25 protein-coding genes are annotated in these 23,241 nt (G+C 59.9%); 24 read left to right on the plus strand and 1 reads right to left on the minus strand.

Annotated elements, in window-relative coordinates; all coding sequences use genetic code 11:
- Window positions 1-10: 10 nt before the first annotated feature.
- The 5 genes from tgt (at window position 11) to ACM6I6_RS08490 (ending at window position 5,036) form a co-directional block, all read left to right on the plus strand.
- Window positions 11-1,126 (plus strand): tRNA guanosine(34) transglycosylase Tgt, encoded by a 1,116-nt coding sequence (gene tgt / locus ACM6I6_RS08470; RefSeq protein ID WP_274077280.1) that lies wholly within the window; start codon window positions 11-13, stop codon window positions 1,124-1,126.
- Between the two features lie 43 nt (window positions 1,127-1,169).
- Entirely contained in the window at window positions 1,170-1,508 is a 339-nt protein-coding gene (yajC, locus tag ACM6I6_RS08475) for a preprotein translocase subunit YajC (RefSeq protein ID WP_016773317.1), read from the plus strand.
- 63 nt (window positions 1,509-1,571) lie between these two features.
- Window positions 1,572-3,440, plus strand: coding sequence for a protein translocase subunit SecD (gene secD / locus ACM6I6_RS08480; protein WP_323605687.1), 1,869 nt, complete (start codon window positions 1,572-1,574; stop codon window positions 3,438-3,440).
- 9 nt (window positions 3,441-3,449) lie between these two features.
- Window positions 3,450-4,364: a protein translocase subunit SecF gene (gene secF, locus ACM6I6_RS08485; protein WP_274077271.1), complete on the plus strand. Its 915-nt coding sequence runs from the start codon at window positions 3,450-3,452 to the stop codon at window positions 4,362-4,364.
- A gap of 120 nt (window positions 4,365-4,484) precedes the next feature.
- The gene (locus ACM6I6_RS08490; RefSeq protein ID WP_323605688.1) at window positions 4,485-5,036 is read left to right on the plus strand and encodes a glycine zipper 2TM domain-containing protein; all 552 of its coding nucleotides are present in this window, start codon (window positions 4,485-4,487) and stop codon (window positions 5,034-5,036) included.
- A gap of 261 nt (window positions 5,037-5,297) precedes the next feature.
- On the opposite strand, the gene suhB is transcribed toward ACM6I6_RS08490, so the two are convergent.
- On the minus strand, window positions 5,298-6,116 hold the full coding sequence (gene suhB, locus ACM6I6_RS08495; protein WP_034150845.1) for an inositol-phosphate phosphatase: 819 nt from the start codon (window positions 6,114-6,116) through the stop codon (window positions 5,298-5,300).
- Window positions 6,117-6,262: 146 nt separating this feature from the next.
- Between suhB and trmJ the strand changes: the two genes are divergently transcribed.
- From trmJ to der, 19 genes are all read left to right on the plus strand, one after another.
- Window positions 6,263-7,033: a tRNA (cytosine(32)/uridine(32)-2'-O)-methyltransferase TrmJ gene (gene trmJ, locus ACM6I6_RS08500; RefSeq protein WP_274077269.1), complete on the plus strand. Its 771-nt coding sequence runs from the start codon at window positions 6,263-6,265 to the stop codon at window positions 7,031-7,033.
- 2 nt (window positions 7,034-7,035) lie between these two features.
- The gene (gene cysE, locus ACM6I6_RS08505; RefSeq protein WP_323605692.1) at window positions 7,036-7,812 is read left to right on the plus strand and encodes a serine O-acetyltransferase; all 777 of its coding nucleotides are present in this window, start codon (window positions 7,036-7,038) and stop codon (window positions 7,810-7,812) included.
- A 285-nt stretch (window positions 7,813-8,097) separates the two neighbouring features.
- The gene (gene iscR / locus ACM6I6_RS08510; RefSeq protein WP_007903581.1) at window positions 8,098-8,589 is read left to right on the plus strand and encodes a Fe-S cluster assembly transcriptional regulator IscR; all 492 of its coding nucleotides are present in this window, start codon (window positions 8,098-8,100) and stop codon (window positions 8,587-8,589) included.
- Window positions 8,590-8,639: 50 nt separating this feature from the next.
- A complete protein-coding gene (locus ACM6I6_RS08515) occupies window positions 8,640-9,854 on the plus strand; it encodes an IscS subfamily cysteine desulfurase (protein ID WP_034150842.1) in 1,215 nt (404 codons plus the stop codon).
- Between the two features lie 101 nt (window positions 9,855-9,955).
- Entirely contained in the window at window positions 9,956-10,342 is a 387-nt protein-coding gene (iscU, locus tag ACM6I6_RS08520; protein WP_046820395.1) for a Fe-S cluster assembly scaffold IscU, read from the plus strand.
- A 34-nt stretch (window positions 10,343-10,376) separates the two neighbouring features.
- The gene (iscA, locus tag ACM6I6_RS08525; protein ID WP_003227904.1) at window positions 10,377-10,700 is read left to right on the plus strand and encodes an iron-sulfur cluster assembly protein IscA; all 324 of its coding nucleotides are present in this window, start codon (window positions 10,377-10,379) and stop codon (window positions 10,698-10,700) included.
- Window positions 10,701-10,708: 8 nt separating this feature from the next.
- Window positions 10,709-11,230, plus strand: coding sequence for a co-chaperone HscB (gene hscB, locus ACM6I6_RS08530; RefSeq protein WP_323605699.1), 522 nt, complete (start codon window positions 10,709-10,711; stop codon window positions 11,228-11,230).
- 51 nt (window positions 11,231-11,281) lie between these two features.
- Window positions 11,282-13,144 (plus strand): Fe-S protein assembly chaperone HscA, encoded by a 1,863-nt coding sequence (gene hscA / locus ACM6I6_RS08535; protein ID WP_274077267.1) that lies wholly within the window; start codon window positions 11,282-11,284, stop codon window positions 13,142-13,144.
- Window positions 13,145-13,146: 2 nt separating this feature from the next.
- Window positions 13,147-13,488, plus strand: a complete 342-nt coding sequence (gene fdx, locus ACM6I6_RS08540; protein ID WP_274077266.1) for an ISC system 2Fe-2S type ferredoxin — start codon at window positions 13,147-13,149, stop codon at window positions 13,486-13,488.
- Window positions 13,489-13,502: 14 nt separating this feature from the next.
- Window positions 13,503-13,703, plus strand: a complete 201-nt coding sequence (iscX, locus tag ACM6I6_RS08545; protein WP_274077265.1) for a Fe-S cluster assembly protein IscX — start codon at window positions 13,503-13,505, stop codon at window positions 13,701-13,703.
- A gap of 195 nt (window positions 13,704-13,898) precedes the next feature.
- Window positions 13,899-14,324, plus strand: coding sequence for a nucleoside-diphosphate kinase (ndk, locus tag ACM6I6_RS08550; RefSeq protein WP_024014216.1), 426 nt, complete (start codon window positions 13,899-13,901; stop codon window positions 14,322-14,324).
- Window positions 14,325-14,352: 28 nt separating this feature from the next.
- The gene (gene rlmN, locus ACM6I6_RS08555) at window positions 14,353-15,495 is read left to right on the plus strand and encodes a 23S rRNA (adenine(2503)-C(2))-methyltransferase RlmN (protein ID WP_274077264.1); all 1,143 of its coding nucleotides are present in this window, start codon (window positions 14,353-14,355) and stop codon (window positions 15,493-15,495) included.
- A gap of 16 nt (window positions 15,496-15,511) precedes the next feature.
- Window positions 15,512-16,270 (plus strand): type IV pilus biogenesis/stability protein PilW, encoded by a 759-nt coding sequence (gene pilW / locus ACM6I6_RS08560; RefSeq protein ID WP_323605702.1) that lies wholly within the window; start codon window positions 15,512-15,514, stop codon window positions 16,268-16,270.
- Window positions 16,270-17,259, plus strand: a complete 990-nt coding sequence (locus ACM6I6_RS08565) for a RodZ domain-containing protein (RefSeq protein ID WP_414919763.1) — start codon at window positions 16,270-16,272, stop codon at window positions 17,257-17,259. Before pilW ends, ACM6I6_RS08565 begins: the two co-directional genes overlap by 1 nt.
- Before the next feature lie 3 nt (window positions 17,260-17,262).
- Window positions 17,263-18,372 (plus strand): flavodoxin-dependent (E)-4-hydroxy-3-methylbut-2-enyl-diphosphate synthase, encoded by a 1,110-nt coding sequence (ispG, locus tag ACM6I6_RS08570; RefSeq protein ID WP_003185136.1) that lies wholly within the window; start codon window positions 17,263-17,265, stop codon window positions 18,370-18,372.
- A gap of 34 nt (window positions 18,373-18,406) precedes the next feature.
- Window positions 18,407-19,696 (plus strand): histidine--tRNA ligase, encoded by a 1,290-nt coding sequence (gene hisS, locus ACM6I6_RS08575; protein ID WP_110660895.1) that lies wholly within the window; start codon window positions 18,407-18,409, stop codon window positions 19,694-19,696.
- Between the two features lie 41 nt (window positions 19,697-19,737).
- Window positions 19,738-20,379 (plus strand): tetratricopeptide repeat protein, encoded by a 642-nt coding sequence (locus ACM6I6_RS08580; protein ID WP_274077261.1) that lies wholly within the window; start codon window positions 19,738-19,740, stop codon window positions 20,377-20,379.
- Entirely contained in the window at window positions 20,372-21,523 is a 1,152-nt protein-coding gene (gene bamB / locus ACM6I6_RS08585; RefSeq protein ID WP_408599845.1) for an outer membrane protein assembly factor BamB, read from the plus strand. Before ACM6I6_RS08580 ends, bamB begins: the two co-directional genes overlap by 8 nt.
- Before the next feature lie 241 nt (window positions 21,524-21,764).
- Window positions 21,765-23,234 carry a ribosome biogenesis GTPase Der gene (gene der, locus ACM6I6_RS08590; RefSeq protein WP_274077259.1) on the plus strand — a complete coding sequence of 490 codons (1,470 nt, stop codon included), beginning with the start codon at window positions 21,765-21,767 and terminating at the stop codon, window positions 23,232-23,234.
- Window positions 23,235-23,241 lie beyond the last annotated feature (7 nt).

A 23,241-nucleotide genomic window follows, 5' to 3' on the forward strand; every position in this document is an offset into this window, starting at 1 on the left:
CACCTGTCGTATGTCTTTCGAGCTGCTGGCCACTGATGGCAAGGCTCGTCGCGGTCGTTTGACCTTCCCGCGCGGTACCGTCGAGACCCCGGCCTTCATGCCGGTGGGCACGTACGGCACGGTCAAGGGCATGCTGCCACGGGATATCGAGGCGACCGGCGCTGAAATCATTCTGGGCAACACCTTCCACCTGTGGCTGCGCCCGGGCACGGAAGTGATCAAGAAGCACGGCGACCTGCACGATTTCATGCAGTGGAAGGGCCCGATTCTGACCGACTCCGGCGGTTTCCAGGTGTTCAGCCTCGGCGCCATGCGCAAGATCAAGGAGGAGGGCGTGACCTTCGCTTCCCCGGTCGACGGCGCCAAGGTGTTCATGGGCCCGGAAGAGTCGATGCAGGTCCAGCGTGACCTGGGCTCGGACATCGTGATGATTTTCGACGAATGCACGCCGTACCCGGCTGATGAAGACGTCGCCCGTATTTCCATGGAATTGTCCCTGCGTTGGGCCCAGCGCTCGAAAAACGCCCATGGCGAGAACACGGCGGCGCTGTTCGGTATCGTCCAGGGCGGCATGCACCAGGACCTGCGCATGCGCTCCCTGGAAGGCCTGGACAAGATCGGCTTCGACGGCCTGGCCATCGGCGGTCTGTCGGTGGGCGAGCCCAAGCACGAGATGATCAAGGTGCTGGATTACCTGCCGGGCATGATGCCGGCTGACAAACCTCGTTACCTTATGGGCGTTGGCAAACCGGAAGATCTCGTGGAGGGTGTGCGCCGCGGTGTGGACATGTTCGATTGCGTGATGCCAACCCGTAATGCCCGCAATGGGCATCTGTTCATCGATACCGGCGTGCTGAAGATCCGAAACGCGTTCCATCGCCATGATGATTCGCCGCTCGATCCGACCTGCGATTGCTATACCTGCCAGAACTTCTCCCGCGCTTACCTGCATCACCTGGACAAGTGCGGCGAAATGCTGGGAAGCATGCTCAATACCATCCATAACTTGCGTCATTATCAAGTGCTTATGGCTGGTTTGCGCGAGGCTATTCAACAGGGTACATTGGCCGCCTTTGTCGATGCCTTCTACGCCAAACGCGGGCTACCCGTGCCGCCTTTGGACTGAGTTTTCTGACCCCAAGATTCAACATTTGCAACTGGAGTGCTAAATGAGCTTTTTTATCTCTAATGCCATGGCTGACGCTGCTGCACCTGCTGCTGCCAGCCCAATGGGTGGCGGTTTTGAGTGGATTTTCCTGGTCGGCTTCCTGGTCATCTTCTACCTGATGATCTGGCGTCCACAGGCCAAGCGCGCCAAAGAGCAGAAGAACCTGCTGAGCAGCCTGCAAAAAGGTGACGAAGTTGTGACCACCGGCGGCATCGCTGGCAAGATCACCAAAGTGGCTGACGATTTCGTGGTTCTGGAAGTTTCCGACACCGTCGAAATGAAGTTCCAGAAAGGCGCCATCGCCGCCACGCTGCCAAAAGGCACGCTCAAAGCGATCTAAGTTTCAACTTCTACTCAATCGACGGGGCGCGCAAGGCGCCCCGCGTCATAAGCGGGCGGCGTGATGCTGAACAAATACCCTCTGTGGAAATACATTCTGATCCTGGCGGTGCTGGCGATCGGTCTGATTTATTCCGCTCCCAATCTATATCCTGATGACCCGGCCATTCAGGTCAGCGGCGCAAGCACTGCGCTGCAGGTCAATCAGGCTGATCTGGATCGCGTGAGCGCAGCGCTCAAGGAATCCGGGATCAACGTCAAGGCTGCCACCCTGGCTGCCAACGGCAAGGGCGGCTTGATTCGCCTGACCAAGGCTGAAGACCAGCTGCCGGCCAAAGACGTCGTGCGCAAGGCTTTGGGTGATGACTACGTCGTTGCACTGAACCTGGCGCAAACCACCCCGCAATGGCTGCGCAGCCTGGGCGCGCACCCGATGAAGCTGGGTCTGGACTTGTCCGGTGGTGTGCACTTCCTGCTCGAAGTGGACATGGACAAGGCCCTCGACGCACGCTTGAAAGTGTACGAAGGCGATGTGAAGAGCCTGTTGCGTAAAGAGAAACTGCGCTATCGCAGCCTGCCGCAACTCAATGGTGCCATCCAGCTGGGCTTCTCCGATGAAGACAGCCGTGAACAGGCCCGCAGCCTGATCCGCAAGAACTTCAACGATTTCGACATTGTTCCGGCCGACCTCAACGGTCAACCGGTGCTGCGTCTGGCGATGACCCCGGCCAAGCTGGCGGAAATCCGCGAATACTCCATCAAGCAGAACTTGACCACGGTACGTAACCGCGTCAACGAGCTGGGTGTTGCCGAACCGATCGTCCAGCGTCAGGGCGCCAATCGCATCGTGGTTGAGCTGCCGGGCGTGCAGGACACCGCGGAAGCCAAGCGTATCCTCGGCAAGACGGCCAACCTCGAGTTCCGTCTGGCGGCTGAGCCTGGCGCTTCGAAAGCCACTTCCGAATCCTTTGAGTTCCGTGAAGGCAACCGTCCGCCAGCACAGATCGAGCGTGGCCTGATCATCACCGGTGACCAGGTAACTGACGCCAAGGCTGGTTTCGGCGAGCACGGCACGCCAGAAGTGAACATCCGCCTGGATGGCCACGGTGGCGAGCTGATGAGCCGCGCGACCCGTTCGAACGTCGGTCGCAGCATGGCGGTGATCTTCATCGAGCAGCGTCCGGTCACCACTTACACCAAGCAAGTGGTTGATGGCGTCGAGAAAGACGTAGCGGTTCAGACGTTTAAAGAAGAGAAGAAGATCATCAGCCTGGCGACCATCCAGTCGCCGCTGGGTGCTCAATTCCGCATCACCGGCCTGAACGGCCAGGGCGAGTCGTCCGAGCTGGCGCTGTTGCTGCGTGCCGGTGGCCTGGCCGCTCCGATGTACTTCGCTGAAGAACGTACCATCGGCCCGAGCCTGGGTGCCGACAACATCACCAAGGGTATCGATGCATCGCTGTGGGGCATGCTGTTCGTCTCGCTGTTCATCATCGCCATCTACCGCTTCTTCGGCATCATCGCCACCGTCGCACTGGCGGTGAACATGGTGATGCTGCTGGCCCTGATGTCGCTGCTGGGGGCAACGCTGACCCTGCCGGGTATCGCCGGTATCGTGTTGACCATGGGTATGGCGGTCGACGCCAACGTGCTGATCTTCTCGCGTATTCGTGAAGAGATTGCCGCGGGCATGACCGTGCAGCGTGCAATCAACGAAGGCTTCGGCCGGGCATTCACCGCGATTCTCGACGCCAACCTGACAACACTGTTGGTCGGCGGGATTCTCTTTGCCATGGGCACCGGCCCGGTCAAGGGCTTCGCAGTGACCATGTCCCTCGGGATCTTTACCTCGATGTTCACGGCCATCATGGTGACCCGCGCGATGGTCAACCTGATCTTCGGCGGACGTGACTTCAAGAAGTTGTGGATTTAAGGGGCTGCCATGTTACGTACAATCAACTTCATGGGCGTCCGCAACTTTGCGTTCGGCGTCACATTGTTCCTTACCGTGCTGGCCTTGTTCAGCGTCGCCACCAAGGGCATGAACTGGGGCCTGGACTTCACCGGCGGTACGCTCATCGAGCTGACCTACGAGCGTCCGGCCGACGTCACCCAGGTGCGTGAGCAACTGGTCAAATCGGGTTATCACGAAGCCATCGTGCAGAACTTCGGTGCCACCACCGATCTGCTGGTGCGCATGCCTGGCGAAGACCCGCAACTGGGTCACCAGGTGGCCGAGGCCTTGCAGAAGGTAGGCGGCGAAAACCCGGCAACCGTTAAGCGCGTCGAGTTCGTCGGCCCGCAGGTAGGTGAAGAGCTGCGCGACCAGGGCGGCCTCGGCATGCTGATGGCGCTGGGCGGCATCCTGATCTACCTGGCTTTCCGCTTCCAGTGGAAGTTCGCGGTCGGTGCGATCGTGTCCCTGATCCACGACGTGATCGTGACCATCGGTATCCTGTCGTTCTTCCAGATCACCTTCGACCTGACGGTGCTGGCGGCGGTACTGGCGATCATCGGTTACTCGCTCAACGACACCATCGTGGTATTCGACCGGGTTCGTGAGAACTTCCGGGTACTGCGCAAGGCCAGCCTGATCGAGAACATCAACATCTCGACCACGCAAACCCTGCTGCGCACCATGGCCACTTCGATCTCCACCTTGCTGGCGATCGCGGCCCTGCTGTTCTTCGGTGGCGACAACCTGTTCGGCTTCTCCATCGCCCTGTTCATCGGGGTGCTGGCGGGTACTTATTCGTCGATCTACATCGCCAACGTGGTGCTGATCTGGCTGAACCTGAGTTCCGAGGATCTGATTCCTGCGGCCAACACCGAGAAGGAAATCGACGACCGTCCTTGAAGGGCATTTCCTTCAGCGATGTAGTCCAAAAAAGGCGCGAGTTGAACTCGCGCCTTTTTTTATGCTCCAAGGCTGGGAGAAGCGCGGACAAGTGCCGCATGTGATGGTCAGGAGGTTCATGTGAACAAGTCGATGCTGGTTGGTGCGGTATTGGGTGCTGTCGGTGTAACTGCCGGAGGCGCTGTGGCCACCTACAGCCTGGTTAAAGATAACGGTCCCGAGTACGCGCAAGTACTCGCCGTTGAGCCGGTCAAGACACAAATCAAGACTCCACGTGAAGTGTGCAAGGATGTAGCTGTGACCCGGCAGGCGCCGGTGAAAGATCAACACCAGATCGCCGGTACCGTGGTGGGTGCACTGGCGGGCGGTCTGTTGGGTAACCAGATCGGCGGCGGCACCGGCAAGAAGATTGCCACGGTTGCAGGCGCTGTCGGTGGTGGTTACGCCGGTAACAAGGTTCAGGAGGGCATGCAGGAGCGTGACACCTACACCACGACCCAGACCCGTTGTAATACGGTGAATGACATCAGCGACAAGGTCGTGGGTTACGACGTGCGTTATTCGCTGGATGGCAAGGAAGGCAAGGTGCGGATGGATCGTGATCCGGGGAATCAGATTCCTGTGGATAAGGAAGGCAAGTTGGTTCTGTCGGAGAATCAGCAGGGTCAATGATCTGCTGGTAGCGAGTTAAAAAAGGCACCCTTCGGGGTGCTTTTTTTGTGCCCACAATTTAAGCATCACCGCATTCCCCTTGTAGGAGCGAGCTTGCTCGCGAAAAAACCACAGGCGCCGCGTTCATCCAGAATTCACGCGTTATCGTTGACGACCTTCGCGAGCAAGCTCGCTCCTACAGTGGGGTTGTGGTGTTTTTGGGGGTGAATTGCGGGCATAAAAAAAGCACCCCGAAGGGTGCTTTTTTCTGTCGCCGCAAGCTTAGCGCTTCAGCGAGGCCGGCAGGTGCGGCTGGATGGCCGTCAGCACTGCCTTGAAGCACTTGGTGTTACCGGCAACGACGTGGCCTTTTTCAAGGAAGTCGTGGCCGCCGGTGAAGTCGCTCACCAGGCCGCCTGCTTCCTGGATCAGCAGGGCGCCAGCAGCCATGTCCCACTCGGACAGGCCCGACTCCCAGAACGCGTCGAAACGGCCGGCAGCCACGTAGGCCAGGTCCAGGCTCGCCGAACCTGCGCGGCGGATGCCGGCGGTCTGGCCGACCAGGGCGCGGAACATGCCCAGGTAGTTGTCGAGGTTGTCCATCTGGTCGTCACGGAACGGGAAGCCGGTACCCAGCAGGGCGCCGTCCAGGCTGGTGCGACCGCTGACGCGCAGGCGACGGCCGTTCAGTTGAGCGCCGCGACCACGGCTGGCGGTGAATTCTTCCTGGCGAACCGGGTCCAGGACCACGGCGTGTTCCAGGCGACCGCGGTATTTGCAGGCGATGCTGACAGCGAAGTGAGGAATGCCGCGCAGGAAGTTGGTGGTGCCGTCCAGTGGATCGATGATCCACAGGTACTCTTCGCCTTCGATGCCGCTGCCGGCGTGCAGGCCGGTCTCTTCACCCAGGATCGAGTGATTCGGGTACGCCTTGCGCAGTGCGTCGATGATTTTCTGTTCGGCGGCGCGGTCCACCTCGGATACATAATCCTTGGCGTCTTTTTCGTCGACCTTGATGGTATCCAGGCGCTCGATGGAGCGGAAGATCAATTCACTGGCGCTGCGGGCGGCGCGCAGCGCGATATTCAGCATGGGCTGCATGGATGTGTCACCTAAGGTTGTTAAAGAAAGCCGGGCATTCTATCAGAAAGTTTCTACAGGAGAAGGACGACGTTCGCTTTCATGGCTTAACGGTAGCTACAGCTGTAAGATTCGGCTCCCGATTATCGTGTTCGAGAGCGCCTCCCTTGCTGCAAAACATTCGTATCGTCCTGGTCAATACCAGTCATCCGGGCAATATCGGCGGGGCTGCGCGTGCCATGAAGAACATGGGCCTGTCGCGCCTGGTGCTGGTTGAGCCGCGCCTGTTCCCGCACCACGAGGCCGATGCCCGCGCTTCCGGTGCCGGTGACATCCTTGAAAACGCGCAAGTCGTCGCCACCTTGGAAGATGCCCTGGTCGGTTGCAACCTGGTGCTCGGCACCAGCGCCCGCGACCGGCGCATTCCCTGGCCACTGCTCGATCCGCGCGAATGCGGCACGAAGGTGGTCGAGGAAGCCGGGCAGGGCGCCGAGATCGCCCTGGTGTTCGGTCGTGAAGATTCCGGCCTGACCAACGAAGAGCTGCAGCGATGTCATTATCATGTGCACATCCCATCAGACCCTGAGTTCAGCTCGCTGAACCTTGGGGCAGCGGTGCAGGTGTTGAGTTATGAAGTGCGCATGTCCTTTTTGGCAGCCCAAGGTCAGCCGACCAAGGTCGAGAAGGAAGAAGTGGCATCGGTCAAAAGCGCTGAGCTGGCGACCATGGATGAACTGGAGCGATTCTATGAGCACCTGGAGCAAACCCTGGTGGCCATCGAATTCCTCGATCCGGAAAAACCACGGCACTTGATGGCGCGCCTGCGCCGGTTGTACGGACGCAGCTCGGTCAGCCGGGCGGAAATGAATATTTTGCGTGGCATCCTCACGGAAACCCAGAAAGCGGCCCGTGGTGAGCTTCTTAAGCGGAAGGATTAAAGATGTTTGAGCGTTTGCGTGAAGATATCCAGAGCGTATTCCATCGAGACCCGGCGGCGCGTAACGCTTTTGAAGTCCTGACTTGCTATCCCGGTATGCATGCCATCTGGATTCACCGTCTGTCGGCCATGCTGTGGCGCGCAGACCTGAAATGGCTGGCGCGGCTGGTGTCGAACTTCGGTCGCTGGCTGACCGGGATCGAGATTCATCCGGGGGCCAAGGTGGGTCGACGTTTCTTCATTGACCATGGCATGGGCATTGTCATCGGTGAAACCGCCGAGATCGGCGATGATGTGACCATTTATCAGGGCGTGACCCTGGGTGGTACCAGCTGGAATAAAGGCAAGCGCCACCCGACGCTGGGTGATGGCGTGGTGGTGGGTGCCGGCGCCAAGGTGCTGGGGCCGTTCACGGTGGGTGCGGGTGCCAAGGTCGGATCCAACGCCGTGGTGACCAAGGAAGTGCCGCCGGGCGCCACTGTGGTGGGGATTCCGGGGCGGATCATCGTCAAGCCCGACCAGGAGCTGGACGCCAAGCGCAAGGCCATGGCCGAGAAGATCGGCTTCGATGCCTACGGTGTGACCGAAGACATGCCGGACCCGGTGGCTCGCGCCATCAACCAGCTGCTTGACCACCTGCAGGCGGTCGATGGGCGCCTGGAGGGGATGTGCGGGGCGTTGAAGGATCTGGGCAGCAATTACTGTGCGAAAGATCTGCCTGAGCTGCGCGAAGAAGACTTTGCCTGCGTAAAAGACAAAGACCAAACCCAGGCCGGTTGATGTCCCGTAGGAGCTGCCGCAGGCTGCGATCTTTTGATTTTGATTTTAAAAGACAAGATCAAAAGATCGCAGCCTTCGGCAGCTCCTACGGGGGTTGTATTCGCAATTGCGGGTCGTAAACAGAAAAGTGCAGTACGCCGACCGGTGTGCCATTACGCCGCAGACCCTGCTATGATGCGCCCGCTCTTTTGCGGGTAAACCTGACTAAAGTACTAGGTCTTATAGTTGACTTAAATACTCGGGAATTGCATACTCGCCTCATTCCGAACTCCGTGGTAATTGTCCATGCGACTGACTACAAAAGGCCGATACGCCGTGACCGCCATGCTCGACCTGGCGTTGCACGCGCAGCACGGGCCCGTGTCCCTGGCCGATATCTCCGAGCGCCAAGGCATCTCCCTGTCCTACCTTGAGCAGCTGTTCGCCAAATTGCGCCGCAGCAATCTGGTGTCCAGCGTTCGCGGTCCAGGCGGCGGCTACCAGCTGTCTCGCGACATGCAGGGTATCCAGGTCGCCCAGGTGATCGATGCGGTGAACGAATCGGTCGATGCGACCAAATGCCAGGGCCAGGGTGATTGCCATCAAGGCGACACCTGTCTGACCCACCACTTGTGGTGCGATCTGAGCCTGCAGATTCACGAATTTCTGAGCGGTATCAGCTTGGCTGACCTTGTGACTCGCCGTGAGGTGCAAGAAGTAGCCCAGCGTCAGGATCAACGCCGTTGCAACAGCAAGGCGCCACGCCTGGACAAGATTGAAGCGTCCGCCGTCGAATGACAGCCAGAGAGCTAGCGGCACGCCAGCCAGCCTGATTTAGGAGATAGTCCATGAAATTGCCGATTTACCTTGATTACTCAGCGACTACCCCGGTTGATCCGCGTGTCGCGCAAAAGATGAGTGAATGCCTGCTGGTCGACGGAAACTTCGGTAACCCGGCGTCCCGTTCCCACGTGTTTGGCTGGAAAGCCGAAGAGTCCGTCGAAAACGCTCGTCGTCAGGTGGCCGACCTGGTCAATGCCGACCCGCGCGAAATCGTCTGGACCTCCGGTGCCACCGAATCCGACAACCTGGCAATCAAGGGTGCGGCACATTTCTATGCCACCAAAGGCAAGCACCTGATCACCACCAAGATTGAGCACAAGGCTGTCCTCGACACCATGCGCCAACTGGAGCGTGAAGGTTTCGAAGTGACCTACATCGAGCCTCGCACTGATGGCCTGGTTACCCCAGAGATGATCGAAGCCGAGCTGCGTGACGACACCATCCTGGTTTCGGTCATGCACGTGAACAACGAAATCGGCACCGTCAACGACATCGCCGCGATCGGTGAACTGCTGCGTTCCAAGGGCATCCTGTTCCACGTCGACGCCGCCCAGTCCACTGGTAAGGTCGAGATCGACCTGCAGAAACTGAAAGTCGACATGATGTCGTTCTCCGCCCACAAGACCTACGGTCCTAAAGGCATCGGCGCCCTCTACGTCAGCCGCAAGCCGCGCGTACGTATCGAAGCGACCATGCACGGCGGCGGTCACGAGCGCGGCATGCGTTCGGGCACCCTGGCGACCCACCAGATCGTCGGCATGGGCGAAGCGTTCCGTGTGGCCAAGGAAGACATGGCTGCCGAAAACGTGCGCATCAAGGCCTTGAGCGACCGTTTCTACAAGCAGGTCGAGCACCTGGAAGAGCTGTACGTCAACGGCAGCCTGACCGCCCGCGTTCCGCACAACCTGAACCTGAGCTTCAACTACGTTGAAGGCGAGTCGCTGATCATGGCGCTCAAGGACCTGGCGGTTTCGTCCGGTTCGGCCTGCACCTCGGCTTCCCTGGAGCCTTCGTACGTACTGCGCGCCCTGGGCCGCAACGACGAACTGGCACACAGCTCGATCCGCTTCACCTTCGGCCGTTTCACCACCGAAGAAGAAATCGATTACGCCGCGCAGAAGGTTTGCGAGGCCGTTACCAAGCTGCGCGCTCTGTCGCCGCTGTGGGACATGTACAAAGACGGCGTCGATATCTCGAAGATCGAGTGGGCGGCACACTAAATATAGAAGCCGCCAGATACAGCTCCTGTAGCGACGCGGCGACTGACGCAGCGCAGCTACAGGGTCTCAAGAGCGGCCCTGATGAGTGAGGATTGAGAATCATGGCTTACAGCGAAAAGGTCATCGACCACTACGAAAACCCGCGTAACGTCGGCAAGATGAATGCCGAAGATCCGGATGTCGGCACCGGCATGGTCGGCGCCCCGGCTTGCGGCGACGTGATGCGCCTGCAGATCAAGGTCAACGAAGCCGGCATCATCGAAGATGCCAAGTTCAAGACCTACGGCTGCGGTTCGGCCATCGCTTCCAGCTCCCTCGCCACCGAGTGGATGAAGGGCAAGACCCTGGACGAAGCGGAAACCATCAAGAACACCCAGCTGGCTGAAGAGCTGGCCCTGCCGCCAGTGAAAATCCACTGCTCCGTGCTCGCCGAAGACGCCATCAAGGCCGCCGTTCGCGATTACAAGCAGAAGAAAGGCTTGATCTGACTTTCAGTTTTTGGCGACGAGTAAGGAGTCACCGATGGCTATCAGCATGACAGAAGCGGCTGCTCGACACGTGCGGCGCTCCCTCGACGGGCGCGGCAAGGGTGAAGGGATCCGCCTGGGTGTTCGCACCACAGGCTGTTCCGGCCTTGCCTACGTGCTGGAGTTTGTCGACGAGGTGGTTGCAGAGGATCAGGTGTTCGAGAGTCACGGCGAGAAAGTGATCATCGACCCGAAGAGCCTGGCCTACCTGGACGGCACCGAGCTCGATTTCGTCAAGGAAGGGTTGAACGAAGGCTTCAAGTTCAACAACCCCAACGTGCGCGGTGAATGTGGCTGCGGCGAAAGCTTCAACATCTGAGGCTTGTCGTGGGTACTCCTTGTCATTTCGCTTTATTCGAGCTGCAACCGAGTTTCAACCTGGATCTCGACCAGCTGGCTACGCGCTACCGTGAGTTGGCGCGCAGTGTTCATCCGGACCGCTTTGCCGACGCTTCCGAGCGGGAGCAGCGGCTGGCGCTGGAGCAATCCGCGAGCCTCAACGAGGCCTACCAGACGCTCAAGAGCCCACCCAAGCGCGCGCGTTACCTGCTCGCCTTGAATGGTGGCGAGCTGCCGCTGGAGGTCACGGTGCATGATCCGGAGTTTCTGCTGCAACAGATGGAGTTGCGCGAAGAGCTCGAAGACCTGCAGGACAGCGCCGACCTCGATGGCGTCGCCGTCTTCAAGCGCCGCCTGAAGGCTGCCCAGGATGAACTGAACCAAAGCTTCGCAGCTTGCTGGGACGATGCCGTGCACCGCGAACAGGCCGAACGCCTGATGCGGCGCATGCAGTTCCTCGACAAGCTCACCTACGAAGTGCGCCAGCTGGAAGAGCGCCTCGACGATTAACCCAGTGCCGCTCCGGTCGCACGCCTGATATACAGATAAGTCCTGATAACGATGGCCCTACTGCAGATCGCCGAACCCGGCCAAAGTCCTCAACCGCACCAGCGTCGTCTGGCTGTGGGGATCGACTTGGGCACTACCAATTCGCTGGTCGCTGCATTGCGCAGTGGTCTTTCCGAGCCTCTGGCCGACGCGCAAGGGCAGGTTATCCTGCCGTCCGCCGTGCGTTACCACGCCGATCGCGTCGAAGTTGGCGAATCCGCCAAGCTGGCGGCCGCCACCGATCCCTTGAACACCGTGCTGTCGGTCAAGCGCTTGATGGGTCGTGGTCTGTCCGACGTCAAGCAGCTGGGTGACCAGCTGCCGTACCGTTTCGTCGGTGGCGAGTCGCACATGCCGTTCATCGACACCATCCAGGGCCCGAAAAGCCCGGTGGAAGTGTCCGCCGATATCCTCAAGGTCCTGCGTCAGCGCGCTGAAGCGACCTTGGGCGGTGAGCTGGTCGGCGCGGTGATCACCGTTCCGGCCTATTTCGACGACGCCCAGCGCCAAGCTACCAAGGACGCGGCCAAGCTGGCCGGTCTGAACGTGTTGCGTTTGCTCAATGAGCCGACCGCAGCGGCGGTGGCCTACGGTCTGGACCAGCATGCCGAAGGCCTGGTGGCGATTTATGACCTGGGCGGCGGCACCTTCGATATCTCTATTCTGCGCCTGACCGGCGGTGTCTTCGAAGTCCTGGCTACCGGCGGCGACAGCGCCCTGGGCGGCGATGACTTCGACCACGCGATCGCTGGCTGGATCATCGAGAGCGCCGGCCTGTCCGCCGATCTCGATCCGGGCGCGCAGCGTCAACTGCTGCAAACCGCCTGCGCGGCCAAAGAAGCGCTGACCAATGCCCCGTCGGTCGAAGTGGTTCACGGCGACTGGAAAGCCGAGCTGACCCGCGAAGCCTTCGATGCCCTGATCGAGCCGATGGTCGCACGCAGCCTGAAAGCCTGCCGCCGTGCGGTACGTGATTCCGGTGTCGAGCTGGAAGACGTGCATGCGGTGGTCATGGTTGGCGGTTCAACCCGTGTGCCGCGTGTTCGCGAAGCCGTGGCTGAAGCCTTCGGTCGTCAGCCCCTGACTGAAATCGACCCGGATCAAGTGGTGGCCATCGGTGCCGCGATCCAGGCCGATACCCTGGCCGGCAACAAGCGCGATGGCGACGAACTGTTGTTGCTGGACGTGATTCCGTTGTCCCTGGGCCTGGAAACCATGGGCGGCCTGATGGAGAAGGTGATTCCACGCAACACCACCATTCCCGTCGCTCGCGCTCAGGACTTCACCACTTACAAAGACGGCCAGTCGGCCATGGCGATCCACGTGTTGCAGGGCGAGCGCGAGCTGATCAGCGACTGCCGCTCCCTGGCGCGCTTCGAATTGCGCGGTATTCCGGCGATGGTGGCGGGTGCGGCTAAGATTCGCGTGACCTTCCAGGTCGATGCCGATGGTTTGCTCAGTGTTTCCGCCCGCGAACTGGGTTCGGGCGTGGAAGCCAGCATCCAGGTCAAGCCGTCCTACGGCCTGACCGACGGCGAAATCGCCAAGATGCTCAAGGATTCGTTCCAGCACGCCAACGACGACAAGGTTGCCCGCGTACTGCGTGAGCAGCAGGTCGACGCCCAGCGCCTGATCGAAGCGGTGCAGGCGGCTCTTGAGGCTGATGGCGAGCGTTTGCTCGACGCCGACGAGCGCCTGGTCATCGACTTGCAGGTGCAGGAACTGACCGAACTGATGAAAGGTACCGATGGTTTCGCCATCGAGCAGCAGACCAAGCGTCTGTCGCAAGTGACCGACGCCTTTGCTGCCCGCCGCCTGGACTCGACGGTGAAAGCCGCGCTGGCGGGGCGCAACCTGAATGAGATTGAGGAATAACGATGCCGCAGGTCATTTTTCTGCCACACGAAAAGTTTTGCCCGGATGGCATGGTCGTGGAGGCTGAGCCAGGTATTTCCATCCTCGAACTGGCTCATGAACACCATATCGAGATGGAAAGTGCCTGCGGCGGCGTCTGCGCCTGCACCACTTGTCACTGCCTGATTCGCGAGGGTTTTGACTCGCTGGAAGAAGCTGACGAGCTGGAAGAGGACTATCTTGATCGGGCCTGGGGGCTTGAGCCTGTGTCCCGCCTGGGCTGCCAGGCCAAGGTCGGCACCGAAGACCTGACCGTTGAAATTCCGAAGTACTCGCTCAACCACGCAGCCGAAGCGCCGCACTGATTCAAGGAATTGTCATGAGTCTCAAGTGGACTGATGTGCTGGAAATCGCGATCCAGCTGGCTGAAAGCAAGCCTGAGGTCGACCCTATGTCGGTCAACTTCGTCGATCTGCGTAAATGGGTGATGGAATTGCCCGAATTCGACGACAAGCCTGAGCATTGTGGCGAGAAGATCCTGGAGGCCATTCAGGCCCACTGGATCGAAGAACGCGAGTAGGAGCTGACTCGCGAAGCGAGGCTGCGATCTTTCCGGTGCCACTTGAATCTCAAGCGAAAGGCCAGGATCAAAGGATCGCAGCCTTCGGCAGCTCCTACAGAGCGGGCGACCTGTACACAGTTAGGCAATACCCAAGAACCCGCGTATAATTCGCGGGTTTAATTTTTCGCAAATTACCGTTTCTGGAGTTACACCATGGCTGTTCAACGTACTTTCTCCATCATCAAGCCTGACGCCGTTGCTAAAAACGTGATCGGCAAGATCACCACTCGCTTCGAAGACGCTGGCCTGCGCGTTGTAGCTTCGAAACTGAAGCAACTGTCCAAAGCCGAAGCCGAAGGCTTCTACGCTGAGCACAGCGAGCGCGGTTTCTTCGGCGACCTGGTTGCTTTCATGACCTCCGGTCCGGTTGTTGTTCAGGTTCTGGAAGGTGAAAACGCTATCGCTCGCAACCGTGAGCTGATGGGCGCTACCAACCCTAAAGAAGCAGCTGCCGGCACCATCCGTGCTGACTTCGCTGAATCGATCGACGCCAACGCTGTACACGGTTCGGACTCCGAAGCCGCTGCCGCTCGCGAAATCGCATACTTCTTCGCAGCTACTGAAGTAACCACTCGCTAAGCATTGGCTTAAGAGTGAAGGTGAATCCATGACTACATCGACTGTAAAAACCAACCTGCTGGGTCTGACTCAACAGGAAATGGAAAAATTCTTCGACTCAATCGGGGAGAAGCGTTTCCGTGCCGGTCAGGTAATGAAATGGATTCACCACTTTGGCGTCGATGATTTCGACGCCATGACGAACGTCAGCAAGGCCTTGCGCGAAAAGCTCAAGGCTGTTGCTGAGGTCCGTGGTCCGGAAGTGGTCAGCGAGGACATCTCCAGCGACGGCACCCGTAAATGGGTGGTGCGCGTGGCGTCCGGCAGCTGCGTCGAGACCGTGTATATTCCCCAGGGCAAACGCGGCACCTTGTGCGTTTCGTCCCAGGCAGGCTGTGCCCTGGATTGCAGTTTCTGCTCCACCGGCAAGCAAGGCTTCAACAGCAACCTCACCGCCGCCGAAGTCATCGGCCAGGTGTGGATTGCCAACAAATCCTTTGGCAGCGTCCCGGCAACCGTCGACCGTGCCATCACCAACGTGGTGATGATGGGCATGGGTGAGCCGCTGCTGAACTTCGACAACGTCGTCGCGGCCATGCACCTGATGATGGACGACCTGGGCTACGGCATCTCCAAGCGCCGTGTGACCCTGTCGACCTCCGGCGTGGTGCCGATGATCGATGAGCTGTCCAAGCACATCGACGTCTCCCTGGCGTTGTCCCTGCACGCACCGAATGACGCATTGCGTAACCAATTGGTGCCGATCAACAAGAAGTATCCGCTTAAGATGCTCCTCGAGTCGTGCCAGCGCTACATGTCGTCTTTGGGCGAAAAGCGCGTGCTGACCATCGAGTACACCTTGCTCAAGGACATCAACGACAAGGTCGAGCACGCGGTCGAGATGATCGAGTTGCTGAAAAACATCCCGTGCAAGATCAACCTGATCCCGTTCAACCCGTTCCCGCATTCCGGGTACGAGCGGCCGAGCAACAACGCCATTCGCCGGTTCCAGGATCAGCTTCATCATGCCGGTTTCAACGTCACTGTTCGCACCACCCGTGGTGAAGACATCGACGCGGCCTGTGGTCAATTGGTAGGGCAGGTGCTGGATCGCACCCGTCGCAGCGAACGTTATATCGCCGTGCGTGAACTCAACGCCGACAACGATATGGCGTCGAACGCTGCGAAGTAATCAAGAGAGGATCTCCATGTCCCTGCGCTTTGCGCTGCTTTTGCTACTGGCCAGCCTCTGTGCTGGCTGTGTGCTTTCGGGCGACTACAACCCGATGAAGACGAGCAAAGGCCGTGACGAGGCGCGCGATGCCTACGTGCAACTGGGCATTGGATATTTGCAACAAGGCATGACTGAGCGCGCCAAGGTGCCCTTGAAAAAGGCACTGGAACTGGACGCCGCCGACCCGGACGCCAATGCGGCGCTGGGGCTGGTATTCCAGGCCGAAATGGAGCCCGACCTGGCTGACCGGCATTTTCGCAAGGCGCTGTCTTCCCGCCCCACCGATGCGCGAATCCTCAACAACTACGGCAGTTTTCTCTTCGAGCAGAAACGTTACAAGGAAGCCTACGAGCGCTTCGAACAGGCCGCCGCCGATACCCTGTATCCTGAGCGTTCACGCGTGTTCGAGAACCTGGGCATGACGGCCTCGATGCTCGGCCAGCGCGAGTTGGCCCAGCAACAACTGGAAAAAGCACTGCGCTTGAATCGACAACAGCCTCGTGCATTGCTGGAAATGGCTGAGTTGTCTTACGAAGACAGGCATTATGTGCCCGCGCGTGACTATTACGATCGTTTTAGCCTGCTTACCGAGCAAAATGCACGTAGTCTATTGCTCGGCATTCGCCTGGCCAAAGTGTTTGATGATCGCGACAAGGCCGCCAGTGCTGGCCTGCAATTAAAACGACTCTATCCCGGTACACCGGAATATCAGCAATACCTGTCGGAGCAATGATGAAAGCGGCGCATCCTGAAGTTGTAGCAGCGAATCGCGTTAACCCCGGTGAGACCTTGCGCCAGGCCCGCGAAAGCAATGGCTGGTCGCTGGCCGAAGTGGCCCTCAAGCTCAACCTGACCGTCAGCTCCCTGAGCAATCTGGAAGCCGGTGCTTTCGACAAGCTGCCGGGGCACACCTTTGCCCGCGGTTACATTCGCGCCTATGCCAAATTGCTCGGCATGGACCAGGCCGTCCTGGTCCAGCAGTTCGACCAGTCCACCGGTACCGATTCCAAGGGCAGCAACGTGCACAGCCTGGGCCGTATCGAAGAGCCGGTGCGTGTGTCCCATACCATCCTGCGCATTGTCAGCCTGTTGCTGCTGGTGGCCGTGGTGGGTGGCGGTTTTGCCTGGTGGCAGGACCAGACTTCGCAGCGCACCAAGGATGTGATCAGCCTGACCCCGGAACACGTTGAAGTAGAAGGCGCCGACGGCACCACCCAGATTCATCCGCTGGATGAGCCGGAAGACCAGGCTGTCGCGGAAGGTCAGACGGATAATGCAACGGCCCTGGCGTTGCCACAGGCCGAAACCGCGACCCCGGCACCGGCTGAAACGCCAGCGCCTGTTGCGCCAGTTACTGCTCCGATCGTCGCCACACCTGCAACACCAGCGCCGGCTGCTCCTGTCGCTGCAGCACCGGCTGCTCCAGCTGTGCCAGCGCCAACCGCTGCCGCTCCAGTGCCAGCAGCGCCTGCTGTTGCAGGCCAGGGCCAGGTGCAATTGCAGTTCACCGCTGATTGCTGGACCCAGGTGACCGACGGCGCCGGCAAGGTGCTGTTGAGCGGTCTGAAGCGTAAAGGCGATAGCGTTTCCGTCAGTGGCAAGCCGCCGTTTTCCGTACGCCTGGGCTACGCCCGTGGCGCTCAGGTCAGCTACAACGGCCAGGCGGTCAATGTCGCTCCGTTCACCAGTGGCGAGACTGCTCGCCTGAAGTTGGGTCAATAAGTCATGCACGGCGAATCTCCAATCAAACGTCGCGAATCACGCAAGATCTGGGTCGGTAACGTTCCTGTTGGCGGCGATGCGCCCATCGCTGTGCAAAGCATGACCAACAGCGACACCAACGACGTCGCTGCGACCGTTGCCCAGATCAACCGTCTGGAAGCCGCGGGCGTCGATATCGTGCGGGTGTCCGTGCCGGACATGGACGCCGCCGAGGCCTTCGGCAAGATCAAGCAGCTGGTCAAAGTACCTTTGGTTGCCGATATTCACTTCGACTACCGCATCGCGTTGCGCGTGGCCGAACTGGGCGTCGACTGCCTGCGGATCAATCCGGGCAACATCGGTCGCGAAGACCGCGTGCGCGCGGTGGTCGATGCCGCCCGCGATCGCGGGATCCCGATCCGTATCGGCGTGAACGCCGGCTCCCTGGAAAAAGACCTGCAGAAGAAATACGGCGAGCCGACCCCGGCCGCGCTGGTCGAATCGGCTCTGCGTCACGTCGAACACCTTGAACGCCTGAACTTCCAGGACTTCAAGGTCAGCGTGAAGGCCTCCGACGTGTTCATGGCCGTCGAAGCCTACCGCTTGCTGGCCAAGGAAATCGTCCAGCCGCTGCACCTGGGGATTACCGAAGCCGGTGGTTTGCGTTCAGGCACAGTGAAATCTGCCGTGGGCCTCGGTATGCTGCTCGCCGAAGGGATTGGCGATACCATTCGCATCTCGTTGGCGGCCGACCCGGTCGAGGAAGTGAAAGTCGGCTACGACATTCTCAAGTCCCTGCACCTGCGTTCCCGTGGCATCAACTTCATCGCCTGCCCGAGCTGCTCGCGGCAGAACTTCGATGTGGTGAAAACCATGAACGAGCTGGAAGGGCGCCTCGAAGACCTGCTGGTGCCGCTGGATGTCGCGGTCATCGGTTGCGTGGTCAACGGGCCGGGCGAAGCCAAGGAAGCCCATATCGGCTTGACAGGCGGCACGCCAAACCTGATTTACATCGACGGCAAGCCGTCGCAGAAACTGACGAATGACAATCTGGTGGATGAGCTTGAACGCTTGATCCGCCAGAAAGCGGCCGAGAAGGTCGAAGCTGACGCAGCGGTTATCGCGCGCGGCTGAGCCCGACTGAGCCGAACGAATTGAAGGATTTAATGTGAGCAAGTCTCTGCAAGCCATTCGTGGCATGAACGATATCCTGCCCGAACAGACCCCCCTGTGGCGTCATTTCGAAGGCACCGTTTCGCGTTTGCTGGATAACTACGGTTACAAGCAGATCCGCATGCCGATCGTCGAGTTCACCGAGCTGTTCAAGCGCTCCATCGGTGAAGTGACCGACATCGTCGAAAAAGAGATGTACACCTTCGACGACCGCAACGGCGACTCCCTGACCCTGCGCCCTGAAGGCACGGCGGCCTGCGTGCGTGCGGTGCTCGAGCACGGCATCACCGGCGGTGGCCAGGTGCAGAAACTCTGGTACATCGGCCCGATGTTCCGCCACGAGCGTCCGCAGAAAGGCCGTTATCGCCAGTTCCACCAGATCGGTGTCGAGGTGTTCAACCTCGACGGTCCGGACATCGACGCCGAGCTGATCGTGCTGACATGGCGCCTGTGGGGCGAGCTGGGCATCCGCGATGCGGTCAAGCTCGAACTCAACAGCCTGGGCACCAGCGAGTCCCGTGGTCGCTACCGTGAAGCGCTGGTCGAGTACCTCTCGGCGCATCTGGACAAGCTCGACGAAGACAGCCAGCGCCGCCTGAAAACCAACCCGCTGCGGGTTCTTGATACCAAGAACGCCGACACTCAAGCGGTACTGGTCGATGCGCCGAAAATGGCCGACTACCTCGACGAAGAATCCCGCGTGCACTTCGAGGGCCTCAAGGCTCGCCTGGACGCCGCCGGCATTCCTTACGTGATCAACCCGAAGCTGGTTCGCGGGCTGGATTACTACAGCAAGACCGTTTTCGAATGGGTCACCGACAAGCTCGGCGCCCAGGGTACCGTGTGTGCCGGTGGTCGTTACGACGGCCTGGTCGAGCAGATGGGCGGCAAGCCTACTGCCGGCGTCGGTTTCGCCATGGGCATCGAGCGCCTGGTGCTGCTGCTCGAAACACTTGAGCAGATCCCTGAAGAAATCTCCCGTCAGGTCGACGTCTATCTCTGCGCCTTTGGTGAGGCCGCCGAACTGGCCGGCCTGACCCTGGCCGAGCGCGTGCGCGACCAGTTGCCCAACCTGCGCCTGCAAGTCAATGCCGGCGCCGGCAGCTTCAAGAGCCAGTTCAAGAAAGCCGACAAGAGCGGTGCGCTGTACGCACTGATCCTCGGTGACGACGAGATGGCCCAGCAAGTGGTAGGTTTCAAACCCCTGCGTGGCCAGGGCGAACAACAAAGCATTGCCTGGGATGCGCTTGCCGCTCACCTGGCCACCTGCGTCGTGCAGGGTTGAAGCTGTCTTAACAGCCGAATTAGCGATTAAGGAGTATTGGGGTGTCGAGTACCGAAGACGAACAGCTGGCGGATTTTAAGGAATGGTGGTCACGCAACGGCAAGCCCCTGGTTACTGGCGGCCTGTTGGCGCTGGTCATCGTGTTCGGTTGGCAGGCGTTCCAGAAGTATCAGAGCAACCAGTCGCAAGGCGCCTCGATGCTCTATCAGCAATTGCTCGAAACCACGCTGACCCCTGACGGCAAGCCTGATGCGGCGCGTGTTTCGGACCTGGCTGGCAAGCTCAACAGCGAGTTCGGCGGCAGTGCCTACGCGCAATACGGCAGCCTGTTCGTGGCGAAAGTCGCGGTCGACAGCGGCAAGCTCGATGACGCAGCCACCGAACTGAAAGCCATCATCGCCAAGCCGGCCAACCCGGCACTGGGCGAAATCGCCCGTCAGCGCCTGGCGCAGGTACTGGCCGCGCAGGACAAGGCCGATGAAGCCCTGAAACTGCTGGAAGGCGATGCCGACAAGGCGTTCCTGGCCACTCGCGAAGAACTCAAGGGTGACCTGCTGGTGCAGCTGGGGCGTCCCGACGAAGCACACGCGGCGTATCAAAAAGCCAAGGCGGCACTGTCGGACGAAGCGGCGGTCGGTGGCCTGCAAATCAAGCTGGACGACCTGGCCAAAGGGGATGCGTGACGTGATTCGTTGGAAGCATGCAGCATTGCTGGCCCTGGCCATTTTGGCCGCGGGTTGCAGCAGCAACAGCAAGAAAGAATTGCCACCGGCCGAGTTGACCGACTTCAAGGAAGAAGTGGTCCTGCAAAAGCAGTGGAGTCGTTCGATCGGTGACGGTCAGGGCGAAACCTACAACATGCTGGTTCCGGCCATCGAAGGCGATACCATCTATGCCGCCGATGTCACCGGAGTGGTGATGGCGCTGGATCGCAGCAACGGCGACGTCAAGTGGAAGAAAGATCTCGAACTGCCTGTTTCCGGCGCCGTTGGCGTGGGTTACGGTCTGCTGACGATCGGTACGATCAAGGGTGAAATCGTTGCCCTGGACGCCATCAACGGCGAAGAGAAATGGCGCGCTCGCGTGTCCAGCGAAGTCCTCGCACCGCCGGCCAACAATGGCGATGTGGTCGTGGTCCAGACCCAGGACGACCGTTTGATCGGTCTGGATGCCGCCACCGGCAACCAGCGCTGGTTGTATGACAGCACCCCGGCGGTGCTGACCCTGCGCGGTACCAGCGCACCGATCGTGACCAACCGCCTCGCGGTGGCTGGCTTTTCGACCGGTAAAGTGGTCGCTCTCGACATTTCCAACGGCGTGCCGGTGTGGGAACAGCGTGTAGCGATCCCGCAAGGTCGTTCGGAACTGGAACGCGTGGTCGACATCGACGGCGGCTTGCTGCTGTCCGGCGAGACCATCTATGTCGCCAGCTACCAGGGTCGCGTTGCGGCACTGGACCTGCAAAGCGGCCGTCAGCTGTGGCAGCGTGATGCTTCCAGCTACGCCGGTGTCGCCCAGGGTTTTGGCAGCGTCTACGTGAGTCTGTCTTCGGGCACCGTTGAAGGCGTCGACGAGCGTTCCACCACAGCCTTGTGGAGCAACGATTCGCTGGCCCGCCGTCAACTGTCGGCTCCGGAAGTGTTCTCCAGCTACGTTGCAGTGGGTGACCTGGAAGGTTACCTGCACCTGTTGAGTCAGGTGGACGGTCGCTTCGTCGGCCGTGAGCGCATCGACAGCGACGGCCTGCGCGCGCGTCCGCTGGTGGTGGGTGACACGATTTATGTGTATGGCAACAGTGGCAAGCTGGAAGCCCTGACCATCAAGTAAAGGTTTGACTATGCTTGGGGTTAATCCCCCAGGCTGCTTCACCGTTTGTAGGGCTGTAGGAGCAAGCTTGCTCGCGATGGACGTCAACGATTACGTTGGCGATCTGGAAAAACGCGGTGTCCTGGCGTTTTTCGCGAGCAGGCTCGCTCCCACAAAAAACACACACGGTGATTGCCCCGAGCACCAGCCGCTGCCTAGCAGCGGCTTTTGTATTTTCTGAAATAACGAAGTGGAGAGCCGCATGGTTCCCGTAATCGCCCTGGTGGGCCGACCGAACGTCGGCAAGTCCACCTTGTTCAACCGCCTGACCAGGACTCGCGACGCCATCGTCGGCGACTTGTCCGGTCTGACCCGTGATCGCCAATACGGTGAGGCCAAGTGGCAAGGGCGTTCCTACATTCTGGTCGACACCGGCGGTATCTCCGGTGACGAGCATGGTATGGACGAAAAAATGGCCGAGCAGTCGCTGCTGGCCATTGAAGAAGCAGATGTTGTTCTATTCCTGGTAGATGCCAAGGCCGGTTTTACCGCCGCCGACCAGATGATCGCCGAGCATTTGCGCAAACGTAACAAGCGTTCCTACGTGGTTGCCAACAAGGTCGACAATATCGACCCTGACATGGCCCGCGCCGAATTCGCCCCGTTGGGCATGGGCCACGCGATCCCGATCGCCGGTGCCCATGGCCGTGGCATCACGCAGATGCTGGAAATCGCCCTGAGCGAATTCCCGAAAGACGAAGAAGAGCCGGAAGAAGGCGAGGAAGAGATCGTTGCCGAAGGCGAGGAAGCCAAGCGCATTCCTGGCCCGAGCGAAAAAGACGGGATCAAGATCGCCATCATCGGCCGTCCGAACGTGGGCAAGTCGACCCTGGTCAACCGCATGCTCGGTGAAGACCGGGTGATCGTGTACGACCAACCCGGCACCACCCGCGACAGCATCTACATCCCGTTCGAGCGTAACGACGAGAAGTACACGCTGATCGACACCGCCGGTGTGCGCAAGCGCGGCAAGATCCACGAAGAAGTCGAAAAGTTCTCCGTGGTCAAGACCCTGCAGGCGATCAAAGACGCCAACGTGGTGATCTTCGTGATGGACGCCCGCGAAGGCGTGGTCGATCACGACCTCAACCTGCTGGGCTTCGCCATTGAATCGGGTCGTGCGCTGGTTATCGCGATCAACAAGTGGGACGGCATGACCCCGAGCGAGCGCGACTTCGTGAAGGTCGAGCTGCAACGTCGGCTGTTCTTCGTCGACTACGCCGACATCCACTTCATCTCGGCCCTGCACGGCACTGGCGTGGGCAACCTGTACGCCTCCGTACAGAACTCGTTCAAGTCGGCTGTTACTCGCTGGCCAACCAACCGCCTGACCCAGATCCTGGAAGATGCGGTTGGCGAGCACGCGCCGCCGATGGTCAACAACCGCCGGATCAAGCTGCGTTACGCTCACCTGGGTGGCGCGAACCCGCCGATCATCGTGATCCACGGTAACCAGATCGAAAAAGTGCCGAAGTCGTACGTGCGCTATCTGGAGAACACTTACCGCCGTGTGCTGAAGCTGGTCGGTACGCCGATCCGCATCGAGTTCAAGGGCGGCGAGAACCCGTACGAAGGCAACAAGAACTCGCTGACAGACCGCCAGGTCAACAAGAAGCGTCGCTTGATGTCGCACCACAAGAAGGCCGACAAGAAGCGCCGCGACAAGCGTTGATTCAGGT

It is taken from the genome of Pseudomonas sp. IT-P218 (genome assembly GCF_949767605.1).
Classification (GTDB): domain Bacteria; phylum Pseudomonadota; class Gammaproteobacteria; order Pseudomonadales; family Pseudomonadaceae; genus Aquipseudomonas; species Aquipseudomonas putida_AE.

What these genes read in the sequence shown, in the direction of transcription:
- tgt (WP_274077280.1), top strand. Translation starts at nt 11, where the DNA reads ATGTCTTTCGAGCTGCTGGCCACTGATGGCAAGGCTCGTCGCGGTCGT.
- yajC (WP_016773317.1), top strand. Translation starts at nt 1,170, where the DNA reads ATGAGCTTTTTTATCTCTAATGCCATGGCTGACGCTGCTGCACCTGCT.
- secD (WP_323605687.1), top strand. Translation starts at nt 1,572, where the DNA reads ATGCTGAACAAATACCCTCTGTGGAAATACATTCTGATCCTGGCGGTG.
- secF (WP_274077271.1), top strand. Translation starts at nt 3,450, where the DNA reads ATGTTACGTACAATCAACTTCATGGGCGTCCGCAACTTTGCGTTCGGC.
- suhB (WP_034150845.1), bottom strand. Translation starts at nt 6,116, where the DNA reads ATGCAGCCCATGCTGAATATCGCGCTGCGCGCCGCCCGCAGCGCCAGT.
- cysE (WP_323605692.1), top strand. Translation starts at nt 7,036, where the DNA reads ATGTTTGAGCGTTTGCGTGAAGATATCCAGAGCGTATTCCATCGAGAC.
- iscR (WP_007903581.1), top strand. Translation starts at nt 8,098, where the DNA reads ATGCGACTGACTACAAAAGGCCGATACGCCGTGACCGCCATGCTCGAC.
- ACM6I6_RS08515 (WP_034150842.1), top strand. Translation starts at nt 8,640, where the DNA reads ATGAAATTGCCGATTTACCTTGATTACTCAGCGACTACCCCGGTTGAT.
- iscU (WP_046820395.1), top strand. Translation starts at nt 9,956, where the DNA reads ATGGCTTACAGCGAAAAGGTCATCGACCACTACGAAAACCCGCGTAAC.
- iscA (WP_003227904.1), top strand. Translation starts at nt 10,377, where the DNA reads ATGGCTATCAGCATGACAGAAGCGGCTGCTCGACACGTGCGGCGCTCC.
- hscA (WP_274077267.1), top strand. Translation starts at nt 11,282, where the DNA reads ATGGCCCTACTGCAGATCGCCGAACCCGGCCAAAGTCCTCAACCGCAC.
- fdx (WP_274077266.1), top strand. Translation starts at nt 13,147, where the DNA reads ATGCCGCAGGTCATTTTTCTGCCACACGAAAAGTTTTGCCCGGATGGC.
- iscX (WP_274077265.1), top strand. Translation starts at nt 13,503, where the DNA reads ATGAGTCTCAAGTGGACTGATGTGCTGGAAATCGCGATCCAGCTGGCT.
- ndk (WP_024014216.1), top strand. Translation starts at nt 13,899, where the DNA reads ATGGCTGTTCAACGTACTTTCTCCATCATCAAGCCTGACGCCGTTGCT.
- rlmN (WP_274077264.1), top strand. Translation starts at nt 14,353, where the DNA reads ATGACTACATCGACTGTAAAAACCAACCTGCTGGGTCTGACTCAACAG.
- pilW (WP_323605702.1), top strand. Translation starts at nt 15,512, where the DNA reads ATGTCCCTGCGCTTTGCGCTGCTTTTGCTACTGGCCAGCCTCTGTGCT.
- ACM6I6_RS08565 (WP_414919763.1), top strand. Translation starts at nt 16,270, where the DNA reads ATGAAAGCGGCGCATCCTGAAGTTGTAGCAGCGAATCGCGTTAACCCC.
- ispG (WP_003185136.1), top strand. Translation starts at nt 17,263, where the DNA reads ATGCACGGCGAATCTCCAATCAAACGTCGCGAATCACGCAAGATCTGG.
- bamB (WP_408599845.1), top strand. Translation starts at nt 20,372, where the DNA reads ATGCGTGACGTGATTCGTTGGAAGCATGCAGCATTGCTGGCCCTGGCC.
- der (WP_274077259.1), top strand. Translation starts at nt 21,765, where the DNA reads ATGGTTCCCGTAATCGCCCTGGTGGGCCGACCGAACGTCGGCAAGTCC.